Raw genomic sequence first — 21,679 nt, forward strand, 5'->3', positions numbered from 1 at the left:
TAGTTCTTATTTTACAGAAAAAAAGACGCTAACTGCGTCTCTTTTGAGATACTAACAAAGATAACAAATTATCATGCCTTTTAAAAGTATTTTAACGAGTTAGTTAATAAATTATCAACATTTGTTAATTACTCAAAAGTGCCTTAAAACGTCTAAAAAGCACCTTAAATTTGATTTTGGGATTTTTTTAGGCTCATTCAAAATCAATAAAACACAAAAATGCATTAGAGCGGTTTTAATGCGTTTATAATTTATTAGAATTACCTTAATAAATCATGATTTTGAGTTGTTGTTCCTTAAATTAATTACACAACTTGATTTAATCAAATAATTAACAAATACCAATGTTATGATAGATGGAAATAATCCTTTAAATAAATTAAAGAAAATCCAATTCCAATCTTGCGGAGCGGTTTTTGATTGTTCTATAAACATCAATTCGCCATACGGATAGGATTCATAAAAGAACGTCATTAAAAAGTTATAGCCTAAGTGAAATCCTAAACCTAACATAATTGACTTTGTATTATAAAATGTATAGGCCCAAACATAGCCTGTAAATCCTGTTACTAAAATCACATACACGATAGGTATTATTCTTTCTCCCATCATACCATACGAGAATACATGGTAAACTCCAAAACACAATGCTGATAGCAGAATAGCCTTTTTTGACCCAATTCTTTGAATTAGTACATATAGCAACGCTCCACGAAAGACTAAATCTTCGGTCAAAGCTGATTTGATGTGATAGAAGAAAGATTGAAATATTAAACTGAAGTCAACAGTCTCTTTTAGTTTCCACTTCACATTTAAAATATATGTTTCAGCAGCTACCATCAAAAAACACAGAAGCATCATAAACACAAGTCCTATGAAGAATTGAAGCACTCTATTTGAATAAGGAATGACACCTAAAACATCAATATTTTTTTTCTCAATAAAGCGTAAGAGTGCCCATGAGATTACTAGTATTATTAATAATCCTAACATTTGAAATTACGTTTAAATTAAAGTTATGCTTCTTTTGGTTTCAAAAAAGGGATTGAAAATGGATACTTAAAAGTTCCCGTTTGTAGCGATCTTGAAATATTATATATCGTAGTGATAATAGCAAAAAGCACAATCGCTCCTGAAATAAAAAAATTGTAACCAGGAATAATAAAAAAAGATAGTAACGACAAAAAGAACAGCAAGGTAATTGTCCCATGAAAATTTACAATTGCTCTACCATGAACATCATACACCTTACTATCTTCAGCTTTATGAATCCAAAGAAACAATGGAAACAAAATACTTCCAAACGGAATAATCAATCCTAAAAAAGGAGAACCATGAAGCAACAACATCCATTTGCGTTGTATGACTTCCTCCTTTGGGTCATCAAGAATTAGTAATTCATCAATCTCTATTTCAAGACCTGCTGCCAACAGTTTTACCGTTTGAAGATGTGGCTGTACATCACCTTTTTCTATACGCTGAATGGTTCTAACCGTAACAGTAGTTTTATCAGAAAGTTGCTCTTGCGTATACCCTTTTAGCTTTCGCTGATAGGTTAAATTTTCGCTTAAAGAATTTTTATTCATTTTGATTATTATTTCTGATGCAAATCTACTTCAGGTTATTGGATTTTAACACGACATTTAAATGTCACCTATATGTCATTGTTAGGTTTTATAAGGGTTTTAAGCCTTCATTAAGCGATCTTACTTGAAAACTCAAAATAATACATTGGGTTAGCCTAGTGTTTAAAAGTAATTATTTTTAAAATAAAAAAGCCGGTTTTTAACCGGCTTTCCTTCTTATAGATTATTAAAATTAATATGCATCAGTATGTACTTTTGCAACTGCTCTTCCACTTGGGTCATTCATGTTTTTGAATGCTTCATCCCACTCTAAAGCAATTTTTGTACTGCATGCTACACTAGGTTCTTGTGGTACGCTTAATGCAGCTGCATCACTTGGAAAATGCTCTTCAAAAATAGAACGATAATAAAACTCTTCTTTATTTTGAGGTGTTTGTATCGGGAACCTAAAATGCGCATTCTTCATTTGCTCATCGGTTACTTCTTCATTCACTACTTCTTTCAAAGTGTCAATCCAACTGTAACCAACACCATCACTAAACTGTTCTTTTTGTCTCCAAGCTACGCTCTCTGGCAGCATATCTTCAAAAGCTTTTCTCACTACCCATTTTTCCATACGCTCTGGTGTTATCATTTTATCTTGCGGGTTGATACTCATTGCCACATCCATAAATTCCTTATCTAAAAATGGCACACGACCTTCAATTCCCCAAGCTGCTAAACTTTTATTTGCTCTCAAGCAATCATACATATGCAGTTTACTCAACTTACGAACCGTTTCTTCATGAAACTCTTTTGCATTTGGTGCTTTATGAAAATACAGATAACCACCAAATAATTCGTCAGCACCTTCACCAGACAACACCATTTTTATTCCCATAGACTTAATAACTCTTGCCATTAAATACATAGGTGTACTCGCGCGAATAGTTGTAATATCATAGGTTTCTAGCTGATAAATTACGTCTCTTACCGCATCTAAACCTTCTTGAATGGTAAACTTTATTTCGTGATGAACAGTTCCAATATGGTCTGCCACTTTCTGTGCTGCAGCCAAATCTGGAGACCCTTCTAGTCCTACTGAAAAGCTATGCAATTGAGGCCACCAAGCATCAGAAGTGTCATCACTTTCAATACGCTTTTGAGCATATTTTTTTGCAATTGCTGAAGTCACCGAAGAATCTAATCCTCCTGAAAGCAAAACACCATAAGGTACATCACTCATTAACTGCCTGTGAACAGCTGCTTCAAGCGCTTCTTTTATTTTTGAAATACTTGTTTCGTTGTCTTTTACTGCATCATAATCAGTCCACTCACGTTTATGCCATTGCACAAACTCACCATCTTTACTAGACATATAATGACCTGGAGGAAATAGCTCAATTTTTGTACAAACACCTTCAATTGCTTTCAATTCTGATGCTACATAAAAGGTTCCGTTTTGATCCCATCCAATGTATAATGGAATGATTCCCATGTGGTCTCTAGCTACAAAATATTCGTCTTTTTCAACATCATAAATTGCAAAACCAAAAATACCATTAAGTTCATCAACAAAATCAGTTCCTTTTTCTTGATACAACGCCAAAATAACCTCACAATCACTTTCAGTTTGAAACTTATAATCAGGAAATTGTTTACGTAGCTCTCTATGGTTATATATTTCACCATTAGCCGCTAAAACAAACCTCTTATCTTCTGAAAACAAAGGTTGTTTTCCTGAAGCAGGATCAACAATCGCTAAACGCTCATGCGCCATAATCGCTTTGTCATTATCAAAAATTCCGCTCCAGTCTGGACCACGATGACGGATTCTTTTTGACATTTCTAATATTTGAGGTCTTAAATCTTCTGTTTTCTGCTTTAAATCAAATGCACATACAATTCCACACATAATTTCTCTTTTTTATATCAATTGTTACATATTATGAAGCAAATATTCATTTAACATTACAAAATAAAAAATATAATCAACATTTCAATTACAAATTAAAACTAAAAACCATAAATTATAATTATTAGAAAAGTTATTGAACTGTATTTTGTTATTTATATTTACAAAATGAAACACTTAAGCCTGCTCGTTTACCTTTTGCCATTTATACTATATAGTCAAACATGGCAACCTACTTCAATTACTCCAAACACAAATGGACAACGTTTTGATGATGTTTTCTTTATAAACGACAATATTGGTTGGGCTGCGAATGGTTATTATGCAGCAGTTTTTAAAACCACTGATGGTGGCAACACTTGGACAGAACAAGTTAGCTCTAGTGATTTAGGTGGCAGCTACTACTTTAGAAACATTGAATTCATTAATGAAAATATTGGTTTTTTAGGGACTTTAAATGGTAAATTTTTCTCAACAAATGATGGTGGAACAACGTGGACTGAAGTCACCAACATCTCTCCAAATCCTCAAGCTATTTGTGGTTTGAATGCTGTAGGCAGTTCAACAATTTATGGTTGTGGAGCCTATTTTACTCCTGCTTACATTATAAAGTCCACTGATAGTGGTTTAAATTGGCAATACATTGATATGTCTGCTTATGCTAATGCACTAGTAGAGATTAAGTTTATTAATGAATTGATAGGTTATGCTTGCGGAAGTAATGCAAATGGTGCCTGTGTACTTAAAACCACTGATGGAGGAAGTACTTGGACAGAACTATTTAATTCTAATATACCTGGAGAATATGTTTGGAAATTTCAGATTTTAGAAAATGCACCTAATGTATTTTTTGGAGCGATTTCTTCTATAGCTCCCAATCCTGGAAAATTGATAAAATCCGTTGATAGTGGAACCACATGGAACAGTTATGACGCACCTGAAACCGATGTTCAAGCGGTTGGTTTTATCAATGAAAACAAAGGATGGATGGGAGGACATACTACTGGTTTTTATGAAACAGTAGATGGCGGACAAACTTGGACAAACCTTAATGTAGGTTCTAATTTAAATAGGATTTTTGTAATCAGTCCTACTTTAGCTTATGCCTCAGGAACTTCTATCTATAAATTTACCGATGCCTCTTTAAATATTAGCGAAGTAGAATCCAACTCAAAAACACTTGATACTCATATTAAAAATAATCCTGTAGATACAACACTAGAGTTTAGTATTTACTTTCACAACAATGACAATCTTTTAATTGAGTTGTATGATAGTAAAGGAACTTTCATAAAACAACTTTCAAGGGAAATTATCACTGCTACTGGAATTGAAAAACACTATGCCTTTGATGTGAGTGAACTTTCATCTGGGACTTACTTTTTAAACTTGCACAACAATTTTCAGAGAGAGTCCATAAAATTCATTAAGCAATAAACTTAGCACGATTTTTGTTTAACAAAAATTAACAATTCAAACTCTATTTTTTATAAGTGAAATCTTAAATTTAGAATCTTAATAAAAAAACGTATGAAAAAAGCAATGAATTTATCCAAGCTAGCATGTTTAGCAATTTTATTAGTCTCATTTAGTATGAACGCTCAAGATTTTAAAGATCTTGACAAAAGCCCTATGGATGCAGCAGCATTTCCAAGTAGCCATAGAGTATCTGAAAAAACTGTCAAAGTTATTTACAGCAGACCTCAACTAAAAGGCAGAACAGTTCAATCTTTAGCTCCAAATGGAGAAGTTTGGCGAACTGGAGCCAACGAAGCAACTGAAATAACATTTTACAAAGATGTTACTGTAGGTGATAAAAAGGTTAAAGCTGGCACTTACTCACTGTTTACTATTCCTGGTGAAAAATCTTGGACTATTATTATAAATTCTGATGTTGATGTTTGGGGAGCTTACAGTTATAACAAAGACAATGATGTAGCAAGAGTTGAAGTTCCTGTTAACGAAGGCAAGAAAAGCCTTGAAGCTTTTTCTATAGCATTTGACGACGAAGGTAGCATGCATTTAGCTTGGGGAACTCTAAGAGTTGCTGTTCCAATGAAATAAAAAAATATGAAACACTAAAAAAGCCTTGATTTCTCAAGGCTTTTTTTTATTTATGGTATGTTCAAATATTTATGCGTTTGTAACGACACTTTCCATTTAGGATTTTTCATTACATAATCAACAATTTCAGGAACAACTTTATCGCGTTTGCTCCACTCAGGTTGTAAGTACAAAATACAATCTTTATTTACTTTTGCTGCTTGCTCCTCAGCAAAACGAAAATCGTCTTTATTATAAACAATCACTTTTAACTCATTAGCATTATCATACACTTCTTGAGTTGGCAATTTCAATTTTTTAGGAGATAAACAAATCCAATCCCAAGTACCTGTTAGCTTATAAGCTCCAGACGTTTCAATATGCACCTGCAGTCCTTTTGCTTTAAGCTGCGATGTTAAAGCAGTCATATCCCAAGTTAACGGTTCACCTCCTGTAACAACTATAGTGTCACTATACTTAGCGGCATTTTCAACAATTTTAGACGTTTCAGTTGGCGGATGAATGTCTGCATTCCAACTTTCTTTCACATCACACCAATGGCAACCAACATCACAACCTCCTACTCTAATAAAGTAAGCAGCTGTTCCTTTGTGATAACCTTCTCCCTGAATAGTGTAAAATTCTTCCATTAAAGGAAGCATCTCACCTTTATCAACCAATATTTGTGTCTCTGTCTTCATTGCCGCAAAGATAAGTTACTATTAGAAGTTTAGTGTTAAAATGTTAAAAAGATTTTCTGTAGGATTAATTCTAGATTAGTATTTTTATAGAAATTTTTTGAATAATGAGCAGAAACGAAGAATTCTTTAACCACATTACCGAAGGAAACACCAATAAAGGTGAATTCATTACACTTGGCTCTGCCATGTTGGATGGTGAAACTATAAAAAACGCCTATGTAAATGTTCCGCTTAAAACCATGAATAGACATGGACTTATTGCTGGAGCTACAGGTACTGGAAAAACAAAAACACTACAAGTTTTAGCTGAAAATCTTAGCGAAAAAGGTGTTCCTGTGTTATTGATGGATATTAAAGGAGACCTAAGTGGCTTAGCACAACCTAGTCCTGGACACGTTAAAATTGACGAACGTCATGAGGCTATTGGTTTACCTTTTGAGGCTAAATCGTTTCCTGTTGAAGTAATGACATTATCTGAACAAGATGGTGTGAGACTAAGAGCAACCGTTAGCGAATTTGGACCTGTACTTATTTCAAGAATTTTAGATGTAACAGAAACCCAAGCTGGAATAATTTCGGTTATTTTTAAATATTGTGACGATAATAAACTTCCGCTTTTAGACTTAAAAGACTTTAAAAAAATACTACAATATTGTACTTCCGAAGGTAAAGAAGAATTTCAAGAGGAATATGGCCGAATTTCAACAGCATCTACAGGAGCAATTCTTAGAAAAATTGTTGAACTAGAGCAACAAGGTGGCGACTTGTTTTTTGGAGAAAAATCTTTTGACACCCAAGATTTACTTAGAATTGCTGATGATGGTAGAGGCTACATAAACATTATTAGATTGACTGATATACAAGACAGACCAAAACTGTTTTCAACTTTTATGTTGAGTCTTTTGGCTGAAATCTATTCTACTTTCCCTGAACAAGGCGATACTGGACGACCAGAATTAATCATGTTTATTGACGAAGCACATTTAATTTTTAATGAAGCTTCTGACGCTTTATTAGATCAAATAGAAAGCATTGTAAAATTAATACGAAGTAAAGGTGTTGGATTATATTTTGTAACACAAAACCCTACTGATGTTCCTGAAGCTGTCCTAAGTCAATTAGGTTTAAAAGTTCAGCATGCATTAAGAGCATTTACAGCTAAAGACAGAAAAGCCATTAAGCTTACAGCTCAAAATTATCCTGACACAGAATATTACGATACCGCTGAAGTATTAACCTCTTTAGGAACTGGAGAAGCATTAGTTTCAGCATTAAATGAAAAAGGAAGACCAACACCACTTGCAGCAACCATGATGCGTGCACCTATGAGTAGAATGGATGTGTTAACCGATTCTGAATTGAGCAACTTATTGTCTAGCTCTAAAATGGTTAAAAAATACAACGAAACTATCGATAGAGAAAGTGCTTATGAAATATTAAATGAAAAAATTGAGCGTGCTGAGGCTGAAGAAGCTAAGGAAAAAGCTCGAAAAGAAAAAGAAGCGCTTAAAAAAGCTGAGTCAAAACGAAGAACTTCGAGTACAAGAAGCAATAGAATGAATCCTGTTGTAAAAGTACTTACAAGTGCAACGTTTATTAGAAGTGTTTTCGGCATCCTTACTAAAGTGATGAAAAAATAATCTTCAATACCAATACATAAAAAAAACACTATAACATTAAAATAAAAACCATGAACAAATCCCTGCTTTACCTTATTATTTTCACTTTAGTTCTAACAAGTTGTAAAAAAGAACAAGACCCTTTTCAAGTTAGTAAACAACATATTGGGTTACTAACCGACTCTACACAAGTCAAAGATTTGGAAGCTTTATTTGTAAATGACTCCATTGTAAACTATATAAAAGGTGATGAATTTATTGAAAACAAAAGTGATATTGAAGTGTTTGAAAAAGGTGGTAAAAAACTATTGATTTTATCTCCTAAACAAGTTTTAGATTCAACATCAACTATTGGTAGTGTTCAAATTATCGATTCTAGATTCAAAACAGATAAAAACATTTCAACACTAAGTACTTTTAAAGATATACAAGACAATTACACTGTATCAAGAATTAATAATTTAATTAATTCTATTGTGATTTCGGTTGATGAAATTAATGCATCCTTTACAATTGATAAAAAAGAATTACCAGCTAATTTGAGATTTGATATGAACTTAAAAATTGAAAAATCTCAAATCCCTGACACAGCAAAAATTAAATACTTTTTTGTTCATTGGAATTAGGATTTAAATAGGTTTACTTTAATTAATGAATCCATTTTTTTCCAAAATATTAGTTGATATTGCTCGCAAACGACTCAAAGCTAGCCAAAAGACTACTACCGAGTTTAGTAAACGACAAATTGTACCTGTAGTAAGAAATCTTCAGGTAGAGTTATCTCATGCCATTAAAGAGTATATTTTTATCATTATTGGTGTGTTTTCAGCAGGTTTTGGACTTAAAGGGTTTTTACTACCTAATCGTTTTATTGATGGTGGTGCTACAGGTATTTCATTACTTTTAGAAAACATCACTAACATAGAATTAAGTTTTCTGCTTATACTGGTCAACATCCCTTTTCTTATCTTAGGAGCAAGAACATTAAGCCTAAAGTTTGCCATAAAAAGTATTATTGCCATTGCTTTTCTAGGGTTTGTAGTGCATTATATTGACTATCCTACCATTACTGAAGATAAACTACTAATTGCTGTTTTTGGTGGCTTTTTTCTCGGTTTAGGAATAGGAATGTCCATGAGAGGCGGAAGCGTTATTGATGGTACTGAGGTATTGGCAATTTATTTAAGCAGAAAATTATCCCTAACAGTTGGTGATGTTCTTTTGCTTATTAATATCATCATCTTTTCATTTGGTGCTTACGTACTATCTATTGAAACTGCATTATACGCCATTTTAACCTATTTAGCAGCTGCTAAAACTGTAGACTTTGTGGTTGATGGTGTTGAGGAATATGTTGGCGTTACTATTATTTCTGAAAAGCATGAAGAATTAAGAACAATGCTCATTGAAAAGTTAAGACGTGCCTGCACTATTTATGCTGGAAAAGGCGGTTATGGAGGAAAAGGGCAAAGTTATGACAAAGACATTATTTATACAGTAGTAACCAGATTAGAACTCGCCAAACTACACACTGAAATTGACAAAATAGACAAAGATGCTTTTATCATAATGGGATTGGTAAAAGACTTAAAAGGAGGTATGATAAAACGAAAACCCCTAAAATAGCACCTAAATAATTAACAATAGCACATAACTATATAAGCAACGCTATATATGGTTAACTTTTTACACAAATGAAAAATTACACAGTACAAAACTCTCCTTTTGTAGTTCCCACTACCGATGGAAAAACAATTAAAGAACATTTTGGATTAGCAACCGATGGCAATTCACAACTAAGTATTGCACACATGACAGCTCCTCCTGGTTGGAGCGAACCTTTTCAAACACCTGAGTTTGACGAATACACGTTTATAATTAAAGGGCAAAAACAATTTATAATTAAAAATGAAGTTGTAATTTTAAAAGCAGGTCAATCCATAAAAATTAACAAAAACGTAAGAGTGCAGTATTCTAATCCTTTTACTGAACCTTGTGAATATTTAGCTATTTGCTTACCAGCATTTTCTATGGATTTAGTAAATAGAGAATAAATGAAACAACTTCTTGCAAAATTTTTAGGATTTAGCTTAAACATGCTAAGTTACATATCGAAGTCTTTTGCTGCCAATAGAGCTTTGGCTTTATTTTCTATGCCTTTAAAAGGAAAAGCAACTGAAGAGCAAACAGAATTTTTAGAAACATCATTTAGAGAAGAATTGATGTACGACAACATCCCAATAATGACTTACCGTTGGGTTGGAAAAAACAAAACGATACTTTTATTACATGGTTGGGAAAGCAACTCTGCACGTTGGAAAAACCTTATACTTAACCTAAAAAAGAAAGACTATAACATTATTGCTATAGATGCTCCAGCACATGGAAAATCTGGAGGCACAAGTTTTAACGCGATTTTGTATTCTGAGTTTATTAATGTAGCAGTATTAAAGTTTAAACCTGAGATTATCATTGGGCATTCGGTTGGTGGTATGGCTTCTATTTTCTTTCAGTACAAATATCAAACTCCTTTTATAAAAAAGTTTATCTTGCTTGGAGCGCCTTCAGAGTTTAAAGATATTCTTGGTAGGTATACAAAAATGATGGGTTACAACCAACGTATTAACACCAAGATTAACTCAATAATTCTAGAACGTTTTGGGGTAAAACCTGAAGAATTTTCGTCTTCAGAATATATTAAACAAAACAATTCCGAAGGATTAATAATTCATGATGAACAAGACCAAATTATCCCTTACAAGGATGCTTTGCTCATAAAAAGTAGTTTTAAAAACAGTAAATTAATTACTACGCAAGGCATGGGACACTCTTTAAACAACGATACTGTTACTTCGTACATTAATGATTTTATTGATGCCTAATCTTGTTTTATCTTTGCACTATGGAAGATAATCTTAAACGTCTTAATAAATACCTAAGTGAAGTAGGCTATTGCTCTCGTAGAGCAGCCGATAAACTTATTGATGCAGGTAGAGTTACTATTAACGGTAAAGTACCTGAAATGGGAACAAAAGTTAGTCCTGATGACGAAGTACATGTTGATGGTAAACTTGTAGAAAACAAAAAAAAGTCTTTTACTTACCTAGCGTTTAATAAACCTGTTGGTATTGTTTGTACTACAGACACTCGTGTTGAAAAGGATAACATTATCGATTTTATCAACTATCATAAACGTATTTTCCCGATTGGTCGTCTGGACAAACCCAGTGAAGGATTAATACTACTTACAGATGATGGTGATATTGTAAACAAAATATTAAGAGCTAGCAACAACCACGAAAAAGAGTATGTTGTTACGGTTGATAAACCTATTTCTCAAACTTTTATTAATAGGATGTCTAATGGTGTACCAATATTAGATACAGTTACTAAAAAATGTAAGGTTACTAAAGTTGGCACCTACGAATTTAAAATTATTCTAACACAAGGTCTAAATAGACAAATACGAAGAATGTGTGAATATTTAAATTACGAAGTACAAACCTTAAAGCGTACACGTATTATGAATATAAAGCTAGATATGCCTATTGGGAGTTATCGCGAACTTACTCAAAATGAAATGGATGAACTTAATGAGTTATTAGAAGGTTCAACCAAAACATTTCAATCTAAAAAAAGGAGACCTTAACCTACGTGTCTTTCTCTAGCTAATAAAGTATTTTTAAGTAGCATAGCAATAGTCATTGGACCAACTCCACCAGGAACAGGTGTAATATAACTTGCTTTTTTACTTACATTTTCAAAATCGACATCACCAGTAATCACATACCCTTTTGGAGAAGACTCGTCAGGAACTCTAGTAATACCAACATCTATAATAACAGCGTCGTCCTTAACCATTTCAGCTTTTAAGAAATTAGGAACTCCTAATGCTGAAATGATAATATCTGCTTGAGAAGTAATTTGTGTAATGTTTTTTGTATGACTGTGTGTTAATGTAACTGTTGAGTTTCCTGGGAAACCTTTACGTCCCATTAAAATACTCATTGGTCTTCCAACAATATGACTACGACCAATTACAACTGTGTGCTTTCCTTTGGTTTCAACACCATAACGATCGAGCAATTCTAAAATACCAAAAGGTGTAGCAGGAATAAAAGTACTCATATCCAATGCCATTTTACCAAAGTTTGCAGGATGGAATCCATCTACATCTTTATCAGGATCAACAGCTAAAAGCACTTTTTGAGTATCAATTTGTTTTGGTAATGGTAACTGAATGATAAATCCATCAATATCTGGATTTTCATTTAATTCTTCAATTTTATCTAACAATTCAATCTCACTAGTTGTATTTGACATTCTAACCAAAGTAGACTCAAATCCAACACGTTCACAAGCTCTTACCTTACTTCCTACGTAAGTTAAACTTGCTCCATCGTTACCAACAATTACAGCTGCTAAATGAGGTACTTTTTCTCCTTTAGCTTTCATTTTTTTTACTTCAGCAGCAATTTCATCTTTGATATCGTTACTAATCTTTTTTCCGTCTAGAATTGTCATATTATTAGTTGTGTTGTTGTTATTTGTAATCTTATTTGAAATAAAAAAACATGAGTTACCTCATGTTTTTCATAGCTTGCATCATACGTTTGCCGCCACCACCTTGCATCATTTTCATCATCTTGCTCATTTGGTTAAACTGCTTAAGCAATTGGTTAACTTCTTGTACCGAAGTTCCTGAACCTTTACCTATACGTTTTTTTCGGCTTGCATCTATTATTGATGGGTTAGTTCTTTCAGCTGGTGTCATAGAATGAATAATTGCTTCAATACCTTTAAAAGCGTCATCATCTATATCAACATCTTTCATCATTTTTCCAGCTCCAGGAATCATTCCAATAAGGTCTTTCATGTTACCCATTTTCTTGATTTGCTGAATTTGTTTTAAGAAATCATCAAACCCAAATTGGTTTTTTGCAATTTTCTTTTGAAGTTTTCTTGCTTCCTCTTCGTCATACTGCTCTTGAGCTCTTTCAACAAGCGACACAACGTCTCCCATTCCTAGAATACGATCTGCCATACGAGAAGGATAGAACACATCAATAGCTTCCATTTTCTCACCTGTACCAATAAACTTAATTGGTTTATTCACTACAGACTTAATTGAAATAGCTGCTCCACCACGTGTATCACCATCTAACTTGGTAAGAATTACACCATCAAAATTTAAAACATCATTAAAGGCTTTAGCTGTATTAACAGCATCTTGACCTGTCATAGAATCTACAACAAATAATGTTTCTTGTGGCTGAATGGCTTTGTGGATGTTTGATATTTCGGTCATCATCGCTTCATCTACAGCTAAACGACCAGCAGTATCTATAATAACCACATTATGTCCATTAGCTTTTGCGTGAGCAATACCAGCTTGCGCAATAGCTACAGGATCTTGGTTACCTTTATCACTATATACCTCAACATTTATTTGTTCACCTACTACATGCAACTGATCTACTGCTGCAGGACGATACACGTCACAGGCTACTAACAAAGGCTTTTTGGTTTTTTTATTTTTTAAATAATTGGCAAGTTTACCAGAGAAAGTTGTTTTACCTGAACCCTGTAAACCTGACATTAATATAACACTTGGTGTTCCTGAAAGGTTAATACCTTCGGCATCTCCACCCATTAGTTCGGTTAATTCGTCTTTAACGATTTTAACCATTAACTGTCCTGGTTGTAACGTTGTTAATACGTCTTGACCTAATGCTTTTTCCTTTACTTTGTTAGTAAATTCTTTAGCAATTTTAAAATTGACATCGGCATCTAAAAGCGCTCGTCTTACTTCTTTAAGGGTTTCAGCAACATTAACCTCAGTAATACTACCATGACCTTTTAATACGTGTAGCGCTTTATCTAACTTATCACTTAAATTATTAAACATATATCTCTCTATTTTTTAAGTACATATCGGTAAAAAACTTCAATGCATTTTAGAAAGTTGCAAAGTTAAGAATTTGTAGTGTATTAAGGAAGTATTAGCAATAATTCTGTACGAAAAAAGGATTGTAAAATTATTACAATCCTTTTTAACTAACCTAAAAACTAAAAAACACGAGGTTTTTCAACATGTATAAAGACTCAATCACATGTTCTTTCAATAACCATTACATCATTTTCTCGATGTAGCTGCAACCTATCTTCCTCACATTCTACTACAAGCCATTGGCCTGTTATAGCTTGAATATCTGATCCTGCTACATTAGAAAACTCAATAATAACTCCATCGTTTGTTTGAGAGGTCGTCCACGTTGCATCTATAGTTGCAGTTTCAGTATAAATAACCACAATATTATTTGACGACTCAAAATCAAAATTCCAAACTATTAAATTATCACTACCATTGTAGTTTACTACATTCCAAGTACAATCTAAAAGAAATGCATCTACATCTTGCTCTGAGCAAGTTTGACCACAATCTTCAACGACAAGATTAACTTCAAAAATTTCAAATGTATTTCCTCCTGCCAATGTTGCTGATACATATATTGTTTGTGAAGAACTTACAACATTGCTATAAGGCGAGGTTAAAGCATTTACTCCAGTTTCTGCATCCATTAATGTTTCATGGAATGTCATTTCTATATTATCATTACTACAATTTGGGAAAATATCATATAAATCAAAAGTTGCTATTCCGTCGTTAAAAGGCTCTTCATTATCACAGATTACATATTCTGTATTTGAAAAACATTCAAACGGATTGTCACTTGTACATTGCTGGGTCAACACTAATACATCTTCACCTTGCTGTAATACTAACGAATCTTCATTACACTCCACAACAGCATATTCTCCATTGTAATCCTCAAGTCCGTTAAAGTTTATAAATACCTTTAACTCCCCTTCAATCATGGCGATATCCCAAGTACCAGAATATAAAAGGTCATTTTCGTATAGAGTAGATATTTCATTTGAGTCATGAAATGTAAATGTTGTAAATGATGGAGTATAACCATTTAGAGCTGGTATTTGTGGACAAGCCACTAAGTAATCTCTTACATCTTGAAAATCGCAGCTAACTTGATCATCATCACAGTTGATTTCCATAACAATTTCGGTAGTTGTGTTTTCAACTGTTCTAACAAGTTCAAATCTGTCATCAGCACAATCAACAACTAACCAATCTCCTCCTAAATCTTGTGAAAAAGCTGTAAGTTGCTCTATTGACAATACAATACCTTGGTCTGTAGATTCTAGATTCCAGCTACCTAGCACAACTTCGGCTAAATCGCCTTCACTAATTTGTAAGGCTCCACCACCTCCAAATACTAAATCAAAATCTATGAAATTATCATCTCCATTGTAAGACACAATTTCCCAGTGACAATCTTGTAGTGCTTCAGACACTTCTTGTAGTGTACAATCCTCATCATCATCATAATCGCACTCTTCCTCAGCAGCATTTATAGCAGCTTCAAGTTCTTGATTACTATTAACCTCAACTGTATCTCCATTAGCATAAACCATTGTAACTGGAAAGTTTAAACTTGCAAGAACAACAGCACTATTAGAAGTTTCTAAACTTTGTAAAAACACATATAATTCAAAATCGCTACCAATAACAACTGTATCTATAACCTGAAAGTTTGTATCATACATTGAAAATGAAATTGGATACTGAAAATCTACACATTCAATCACGTCTTCATCAGCAGTACACTCATCAATAAACTCCTGCAACTGCTCTTGGTTTTCAATTGTAATTTCGGTGTAATCGTTTAAAATAATAGTTATTGGAAAAATATATTCCAACACATCATCATCATTATCAAACTCATTGTAGATGGCTTCAATAAGACCTAAATCTTCAAGAGTGTTTATTGTAATTGTTATACCATTTACTACAACTGTTACAGGTAGATTAACAGATAAACAATTGGCTTCATCCATAACATCATCTACTGAGCAGTCATAAGCCGAAGTAGATTGCATAAGGCTTATAAGAGCTATTTCAGAGTTGATAATGTTATCGTTTTCTGGGTTTGGTTCAATTTCTTCATCCTGACAAGAAGTAACCATAATTGGGGCTAATAGGACAAAAAAGGCTAAAACTAATAAATGTTTAATTTTCATAATTCTATAGGTTGTCTTTATTTATACAACAGATGATTTTAAAAAACACCTACCATATATTTTAATTTTATAATTTTATGATCTTAATTTTTCTGTATGCCCAAACCATTACATGACAATATTTGTGACGAGACATTATTTACTTCACTATTTGAGAAGCATGCTAAAAATCTGCACAACTTTTTACACTATAAATTTGGCGAACAGTTAAACCCAAAAGACAAAGTACAAGAAGCTTTTATTAAACTTTGGCAAAATTGTGGTAAGATTCCTTCAAATAAAGCAAAGAGTTTTTTATTTACGACTGCAAATAATTTAATGCTCAATGAAGCTGCTCATCAAAAAGTAGTATTAAAGCATCAGCAAATTAAACCTAAGCATTATACAAATGAGTCTCCTGATTTTGTAATGGAAGAACAGGAATATTTACAAAAACTAGAAAAAGCCATCGCCAACTTAACCGAAGCACAACGCACTGCCTTTCTACTAAACAGAGTTGAAGGAAAACGTTTTAAAGAAATTGCTGAATTACTAGATATTTCGGTAAAAGCTGTTGAAAAACGAATTTATGGTGCACTAAAAAAACTTAGAGAAGATATAAAAGAATTGTAATTAAGGGTAGGATATTTTAACACCTAACTGTTATATAGTTGTAATTGAAGACATGAAACGAGAAGATTTAATACAAAAATGGCTAGACCATAACTTAACCTCTGATGAACTTGAAGCTTTCAAACAGCTTGAAGATTATGATGATTTGGTGAAGTTATCAAATGGCATGCAGCATTTTAAAGCTCCTGAATATAACACTTCTGAAGCTTTAAGCAATGTTATGCAACACATTAACACCTCAAAGCAACCTCCACAAAAAAAGTGGTTATCTATTGCTATGAGTATTGCAGCTGTATTTGTTATTTCTTTTGGGATTTATTTTTTCACCATTAACCAAGACACATTGGTTAACACGCAATTAGCTGAAAAAACTACAATTGAATTACCTGATGCGTCTTCGGTGGCTTTAAATTCACTTTCTGAAATAACATTCAATTCCCATAAATGGAATAAAAACAGAACCGTAGACTTAAAAGGAGAAGCTTTTTTTAAAGTGGAAAAAGGAAGCAGTTTTAACGTTAACACAGCTTATGGAACCGTAACCGTTTATGGTACTCAGTTTAATGTTAAGCAAAGAGAAAACTATTTTGAAGTAATTTGTTACGAAGGTCTTGTTGGTGTTACTTACAAAGGAAACGAGACAAAACTACATGCTGGCGAAAGTTTTTTACTATTAAATGGAAAACTAATTGAAAAAGAAAAAGAACTTAAAACACAACCATCTTGGTTAAACAATGAAAGCTACTTTAAAAGCATGCCTTATAAAGAAGTTATTGCAGAGTTTGAGCGTCAATACGATGTGAATTTTCATGTTATTAACTTAGACAGTTCTCAATTATTTACAGGAAGTTTTACTCACAATAACATTGAAAATGCATTAAAATCTATTACCTTACCTTTACATTTAACTTACAAAAAAACGGATAATACGATTACACTAAAGCGTGAGTAAAAAAGGTGTTTTTTATCTTTTCATACCTTTATTTTTTTTGAGTGTTATTGGCATTAAGGCTCAAAACAACTCAAAAGAAACTCAATCGCTTGTTTATATTTTAAGTGCTCTAGAACAGCGTTACAACATTCATTTTAACTATATAGATCAAACTATTGAAGGTGCAACTGCTAGCTTACCAGACGAAACACTTTCACTCGCACAAGCTTTAGACCAACTAAAGCGCGAAACACAATTAGATTTCATTGTTATTGATGATTACAGTGTAGTCATTTCAAAACCATCTAGCCCTTTTAGTAATATCATTACCCAAAAACTAGAAGAAATAGTCATCAATAATTACCTTACTAAAGGTATTTTGAAAAAGAGTGATGGTAAAGTGGTTATTGAAACCGAAAAATTTGGTATTCTACCAGGATTAATCGAACCTGACATTTTACAAACCATACAAGCGCTTCCTGGTATTATAAGTGTTGATGAAACGGTATCAAACATTAATGTTCGTGGTGGTTCTCATGATGAAAATCTTATTTTATGGGATGGAATTAAAATGTACCAATCAGGTCATTTTTTCGGATTGGTTTCTGCATTCAATCCATATTTAACCAAAACCGTTAATGTATCTAAAAATGGTACTAGTGTTATGTTTGGTGATGGAATTTCTAGCGTTATAGACATTCAGCAATCCAACTCATTAAGCCATAAATTTAAAGCAGGAACAGGTTTTAACCTTATAAGTGCTGATGGTTTTGCCAAAGTACCTTTAGGTAAAAAAACCGAACTTCAGGTTTCAGCAAGACGATCGATAACCGATTTTATTTTTACACCAACCTACGATCAATACTTTAAACGTGTATTTCAGGACTCTGATTTATCAAATAACCAATCCAACAATACACTTACCAGTAATGAAACCTTTTATTTTTATGATATAAGTACAAAACTGCTATATGATATTTCAGATACTGATCAACTTCGTTTTAATTTTTTAACCATAAACAACAATTTAAGCTATGACGAAGAGACCATGACTGACGATATGAATGAGACATTACGCAGTAGCTTAAAACAGAATAATCTAGCTTTTGGAGCTGAATATTTAAAATACTGGAACAGTTCATTAACCACAACAGCTCAACTTTATCTTTCCAAATACAACTTAAACACCACTAATTATGATGTGGCAAACAACCAACGTTTACTTCAAGAAAATGACGTTAGCGATCTTACTTTAAAAATAAATGCCACCAACCATATTGACCCAAATTTAAAAATACATGCAGGCTACCAACTTAATGGTGTTGTGGTAAGTAATTCAGAGGACGTTAACAACCCTGAATTTCATAATTTCACGAAACAAATTAATCAAACGCATAGTATTTATGGTGAAGCTGAGTTCACTTCAGGAAACAAAAACACCTATGCCAGAATTGGTATAAGAACCAACTATATTGATAAGCTTTCAGAAGTATTTACTGAACCACGTTTAGCAGTAAGCCATAAACTTAGTAATCTTTTTCGTTTAGAGTTTTTGGCAGAATTTAAAAGTCAAACCATGTCACAAATTATCGATCTTCAAAACGATTTTTTAGGCATTGAAAAAAGACGTTGGGTACTCTCAAACGATATTGATATTCCTATTATAAAAAGTAAGCAAGGTTCTGCAGGAATTCATTATAACAAAAATAAATTACTGATAAGCGCTGAAGCTTTTATTAAGGATGTTGATGGTATTACAAGCAGAAGTCAAGGGTTTCAAAACCAATATCAGTTTACTGATGCAATTGGAAGGTATCAAGTAAAAGGTATTGACTTTTTAATAAACAAACAGTTTACAAATACAAGTGCTTGGTTGAGCTACTCATTTAGTAAAAACGATTACACTTTTGACGACTTAAACAATGGCAACACATTTCCAAACAACCTTGATGTAAGACATTCTTTAACTTTCGCAGGAACTTACCAAATAAACAACATAAAACTCGCTTTAGGTGTAAATTGGCACTCAGGAAAACCAGTAACTTTACCTGATGCTATTCAAAATACTTCTAACAATATTATTGAATACAATTCACCTAACGCCTCAAACCTTGAAGACTATTTACGTGCTGATTTTTCTGCTAATTACACGTTTAAAATGGGCAACACAACCAATGCTATTATTGGTTTGTCTATTTGGAATGTATTGAATAAAGTAAACACTATCAACAGCTATTACATCATTGATGAAAACGATGAAATTTCTGCTATAAAAAATAGGTCGTTAGGCATTACTCCTAATGTTAATTTCAGAATTCATTTCTAGCGTTTATTACTTTAATTTTAAACTTATTGACAAGTAATTTCATTATCTTGCTCATGCTAACGACGCAACATTTATGAATACTAAAATCATTAAGCTTTTTCTTCGGTTTGCAATTTCTGCAGGTTTTTTATCAGCTTGTTTTGACAGGTTTGGGTGGTGGCCTGAGTCTATTTCTACTTGGGGAAACTGGAACAATTTTTTAGAGTACACGCAACTTATCAACCCTTGGCTTCCTGAAGCAGTAATTCCTGCATTAGGAACACTTGCCACTGCTTTAGAAATTATTTTTGCCATCTTACTAATTATTGGTTTTAAAACAGAACTTATAGCCAAGTTTAGCGGAATACTATTATTAGTTTTTGCCTTATCAATGACATTTTCAACAGGAGTTAAAGGCGCATTTGATTATTCTGTATTTAGTGCAGCTGCAGCAGCTTTTGCATTAAGTCTTATTAAAGAAAAATATTTTGAATTAGACACACTCATTTCTAAATAACACCCAATACTATAAACAAATGAAACAAGCTTTACTTATTTTAACCTTTTTTACTATTTCACTCTCAACACAATCCCAAACTACTAGTGTAGAAAAATCTACCTTTGGTGTACAAACTGGCTTTTTAGGTATTTGGGTACATAATGAATCTAGGCTCTCAAACAGTATTGCTTTACGAAGCGAAATAGGTTTAGATGCTGGTATTTGGGGAAATGACATTTATGATTCTTATGGCTTTTTACTTGCGCCTGTAATCACTTTAGAACCTCGTTGGTATTATAACTTAAATAAAAGAGCTGATAAGTCTAGACGAACTGATGGCAACAGCGGAAATTTTGTTTCAATAAAAACAAGCTATCATCCTGATTGGTTTATCATTGCTAATGAAGATAACATTAACTTTATTAGTGATATTTCAATAATTCCTACTTGGGGAATAAGACGTCATCTTGGAAATCATTTTACCTATGAAGCAGGAATAGGTGTTGGGTATGTTCACTATCTTGAAGATTTTGATCGTGGAATACTTGAAACTAGCGATGTAGCAGTTAATTTACATTTAAGAATTGGTTACCGATTTTAATTTTTAATCTTATGACTACTGAAGCACTTCAAAAACTAAAATATCCTATTGGGACTTTTAAAAAGCCCGAACTAATTACCCAAGATCATATCACATCTTGGATTAATGATATTGAACAACTACCAAGCACTCTTGAAGCACTAACTAAAAACCTAACTAAAGAAGAACTTAATTGGGTTTACAGACCAGATGGTTGGACTATAAAACAAGTGGTTCATCATTGTGGCGACAGCCATTTAAACAGCATTATTCGTTTTAAGCTTGCCCTAACCGAAGACGCTCCAACCATAAAACCTTACCTCGAAAACCGTTGGGCTGAATTACCGGATTCAACTGATGATGACCTTTCCAACAGTATAACACTCTTAAAAGGAATACATAGCAAACTCGCTAAGTTACTTAAATCATTAAACAACGAAGAATTGAAGCGCGAGTTTATTCATCCTGAACATGGAAAACGTTTTTCATTAGAAGAAACAATTGGTATTTACGCATGGCATAGCAACCATCATACAGCGCATATTAAGCAAGCATTAACGCACAAAGGTGAGTTTTAAAACTACTTAGGATATTGCTTTTTAATATTCCTAATTAGGTCTTCCAATCCATTTATTTTTAACTCATAAACGGTTTGAAGCATCTCTCCTAGCTTCCCTTTTGGAAACCCTTTATTATGATACCAAACCACATAATACTCAGGTAAATCAATAAGGTCTCTTCCTTCATATTTACCGTAAGGCATTTTGTAATGTGCTAGTTTTATAAGAAAATCTTTATCAGGTTGTATC

General features: G+C 33.0%; 22 protein-coding genes. 14 read left to right on the top strand and 8 right to left on the bottom strand.

The window, feature by feature from the left end; genetic code table 11:
- Positions 1-273 precede the first annotated feature (273 nt).
- The 3 genes from OD803_RS00065 to asnB form a co-directional block, all read right to left on the bottom strand.
- Entirely contained in the window at positions 274-993 is a 720-nt protein-coding gene (locus OD803_RS00065; RefSeq protein WP_262731918.1) for a CPBP family intramembrane glutamic endopeptidase, read from the bottom strand.
- Positions 994-1,016: 23 nt separating this feature from the next.
- Entirely contained in the window at positions 1,017-1,586 is a 570-nt protein-coding gene (locus OD803_RS00070) for a helix-turn-helix domain-containing protein (RefSeq protein WP_262731919.1), read from the bottom strand.
- Between the two features lie 232 nt (positions 1,587-1,818).
- Positions 1,819-3,480: an asparagine synthase B gene (gene asnB, locus OD803_RS00075; RefSeq protein ID WP_262731920.1), complete on the bottom strand. Its 1,662-nt coding sequence runs from the start codon at positions 3,478-3,480 to the stop codon at positions 1,819-1,821.
- A gap of 168 nt (positions 3,481-3,648) precedes the next feature.
- Here asnB and OD803_RS00080 point away from each other — a divergent pair, with 168 nt between their 5' ends.
- Together OD803_RS00080 and OD803_RS00085 are read left to right on the top strand one after the other, a co-directional pair.
- A complete protein-coding gene (locus OD803_RS00080; protein WP_262731921.1) occupies positions 3,649-4,917 on the top strand; it encodes a YCF48-related protein in 1,269 nt (422 codons plus the stop codon).
- A gap of 93 nt (positions 4,918-5,010) precedes the next feature.
- On the top strand, positions 5,011-5,544 hold the full coding sequence (locus OD803_RS00085; RefSeq protein ID WP_262731922.1) for a DUF2911 domain-containing protein: 534 nt from the start codon (positions 5,011-5,013) through the stop codon (positions 5,542-5,544).
- A 50-nt stretch (positions 5,545-5,594) separates the two neighbouring features.
- Here the strand turns inward: OD803_RS00085 and OD803_RS00090 are convergent, their stop codons facing one another.
- Positions 5,595-6,224 (bottom strand): 7-carboxy-7-deazaguanine synthase QueE, encoded by a 630-nt coding sequence (locus tag OD803_RS00090; protein ID WP_129758985.1) that lies wholly within the window; start codon positions 6,222-6,224, stop codon positions 5,595-5,597.
- 104 nt (positions 6,225-6,328) lie between these two features.
- On the opposite strand from OD803_RS00090, the gene OD803_RS00095 reads away from it, so the two are divergent.
- The 6 genes from OD803_RS00095 (at position 6,329) to rluF (ending at position 11,492) form a co-directional block, all read left to right on the top strand.
- On the top strand, positions 6,329-7,864 hold the full coding sequence (locus OD803_RS00095) for a helicase HerA-like domain-containing protein (RefSeq protein WP_134198838.1): 1,536 nt from the start codon (positions 6,329-6,331) through the stop codon (positions 7,862-7,864).
- Between the two features lie 50 nt (positions 7,865-7,914).
- The gene (locus OD803_RS00100) at positions 7,915-8,469 is read left to right on the top strand and encodes a hypothetical protein (RefSeq protein WP_129758987.1); all 555 of its coding nucleotides are present in this window, start codon (positions 7,915-7,917) and stop codon (positions 8,467-8,469) included.
- Between the two features lie 25 nt (positions 8,470-8,494).
- Positions 8,495-9,469, top strand: a complete 975-nt coding sequence (locus tag OD803_RS00105; RefSeq protein WP_131505710.1) for a YitT family protein — start codon at positions 8,495-8,497, stop codon at positions 9,467-9,469.
- Positions 9,470-9,537: 68 nt separating this feature from the next.
- Complete coding sequence (locus OD803_RS00110) at positions 9,538-9,897, top strand: cupin domain-containing protein (RefSeq protein ID WP_262731923.1); 360 nt, start codon at positions 9,538-9,540, stop codon at positions 9,895-9,897.
- Complete coding sequence (locus OD803_RS00115) at positions 9,898-10,725, top strand: alpha/beta hydrolase (RefSeq protein WP_262731924.1); 828 nt, start codon at positions 9,898-9,900, stop codon at positions 10,723-10,725.
- 20 nt (positions 10,726-10,745) lie between these two features.
- Complete coding sequence (rluF, locus tag OD803_RS00120; RefSeq protein WP_129758991.1) at positions 10,746-11,492, top strand: 23S rRNA pseudouridine(2604) synthase RluF; 747 nt, start codon at positions 10,746-10,748, stop codon at positions 11,490-11,492.
- Here rluF and OD803_RS00125 read toward each other — a convergent pair.
- The 3 genes from OD803_RS00125 to OD803_RS00135 form a co-directional block, all read right to left on the bottom strand.
- Positions 11,489-12,367: a bifunctional 5,10-methylenetetrahydrofolate dehydrogenase/5,10-methenyltetrahydrofolate cyclohydrolase gene (locus OD803_RS00125; RefSeq protein WP_262731925.1), complete on the bottom strand. Its 879-nt coding sequence runs from the start codon at positions 12,365-12,367 to the stop codon at positions 11,489-11,491. The genes rluF and OD803_RS00125 overlap by 4 nt on opposite strands.
- 55 nt (positions 12,368-12,422) lie before the next feature.
- Entirely contained in the window at positions 12,423-13,751 is a 1,329-nt protein-coding gene (gene ffh, locus OD803_RS00130; RefSeq protein WP_129758993.1) for a signal recognition particle protein, read from the bottom strand.
- A 197-nt stretch (positions 13,752-13,948) separates the two neighbouring features.
- Positions 13,949-15,943, bottom strand: coding sequence for a hypothetical protein (locus tag OD803_RS00135; RefSeq protein ID WP_262731926.1), 1,995 nt, complete (start codon positions 15,941-15,943; stop codon positions 13,949-13,951).
- Between the two features lie 96 nt (positions 15,944-16,039).
- On the opposite strand from OD803_RS00135, the gene OD803_RS00140 reads away from it, so the two are divergent.
- From OD803_RS00140 to OD803_RS00165, 6 genes are all read left to right on the top strand, one after another.
- Positions 16,040-16,555, top strand: a complete 516-nt coding sequence (locus OD803_RS00140) for an RNA polymerase sigma factor (protein WP_129758995.1) — start codon at positions 16,040-16,042, stop codon at positions 16,553-16,555.
- Positions 16,556-16,607: 52 nt separating this feature from the next.
- Positions 16,608-17,507, top strand: coding sequence for a FecR family protein (locus tag OD803_RS00145; RefSeq protein WP_262731927.1), 900 nt, complete (start codon positions 16,608-16,610; stop codon positions 17,505-17,507).
- 37 nt (positions 17,508-17,544) lie between these two features.
- The gene (locus tag OD803_RS00150; protein WP_262731928.1) at positions 17,545-19,812 is read left to right on the top strand and encodes a TonB-dependent receptor plug domain-containing protein; all 2,268 of its coding nucleotides are present in this window, start codon (positions 17,545-17,547) and stop codon (positions 19,810-19,812) included.
- 73 nt (positions 19,813-19,885) lie between these two features.
- Positions 19,886-20,308: a DoxX family protein gene (locus OD803_RS00155; protein ID WP_262731929.1), complete on the top strand. Its 423-nt coding sequence runs from the start codon at positions 19,886-19,888 to the stop codon at positions 20,306-20,308.
- A gap of 19 nt (positions 20,309-20,327) precedes the next feature.
- Complete coding sequence (locus OD803_RS00160; RefSeq protein WP_262731930.1) at positions 20,328-20,891, top strand: hypothetical protein; 564 nt, start codon at positions 20,328-20,330, stop codon at positions 20,889-20,891.
- An 11-nt stretch (positions 20,892-20,902) separates the two neighbouring features.
- The gene (locus OD803_RS00165) at positions 20,903-21,448 is read left to right on the top strand and encodes a YfiT family bacillithiol transferase (protein ID WP_262731931.1); all 546 of its coding nucleotides are present in this window, start codon (positions 20,903-20,905) and stop codon (positions 21,446-21,448) included.
- 2 nt (positions 21,449-21,450) lie between these two features.
- On the opposite strand, the gene OD803_RS00170 is transcribed toward OD803_RS00165, so the two are convergent.
- Positions 21,451-21,678: a DUF3820 family protein gene (locus OD803_RS00170; protein ID WP_129759937.1), complete on the bottom strand. Its 228-nt coding sequence runs from the start codon at positions 21,676-21,678 to the stop codon at positions 21,451-21,453.
- Position 21,679 lies beyond the last annotated feature (1 nt).

This window comes from Gaetbulibacter sp. NE, assembly GCF_025548475.1.
Classification (GTDB): domain Bacteria; phylum Bacteroidota; class Bacteroidia; order Flavobacteriales; family Flavobacteriaceae; genus Gaetbulibacter_B; species Gaetbulibacter_B jejuensis.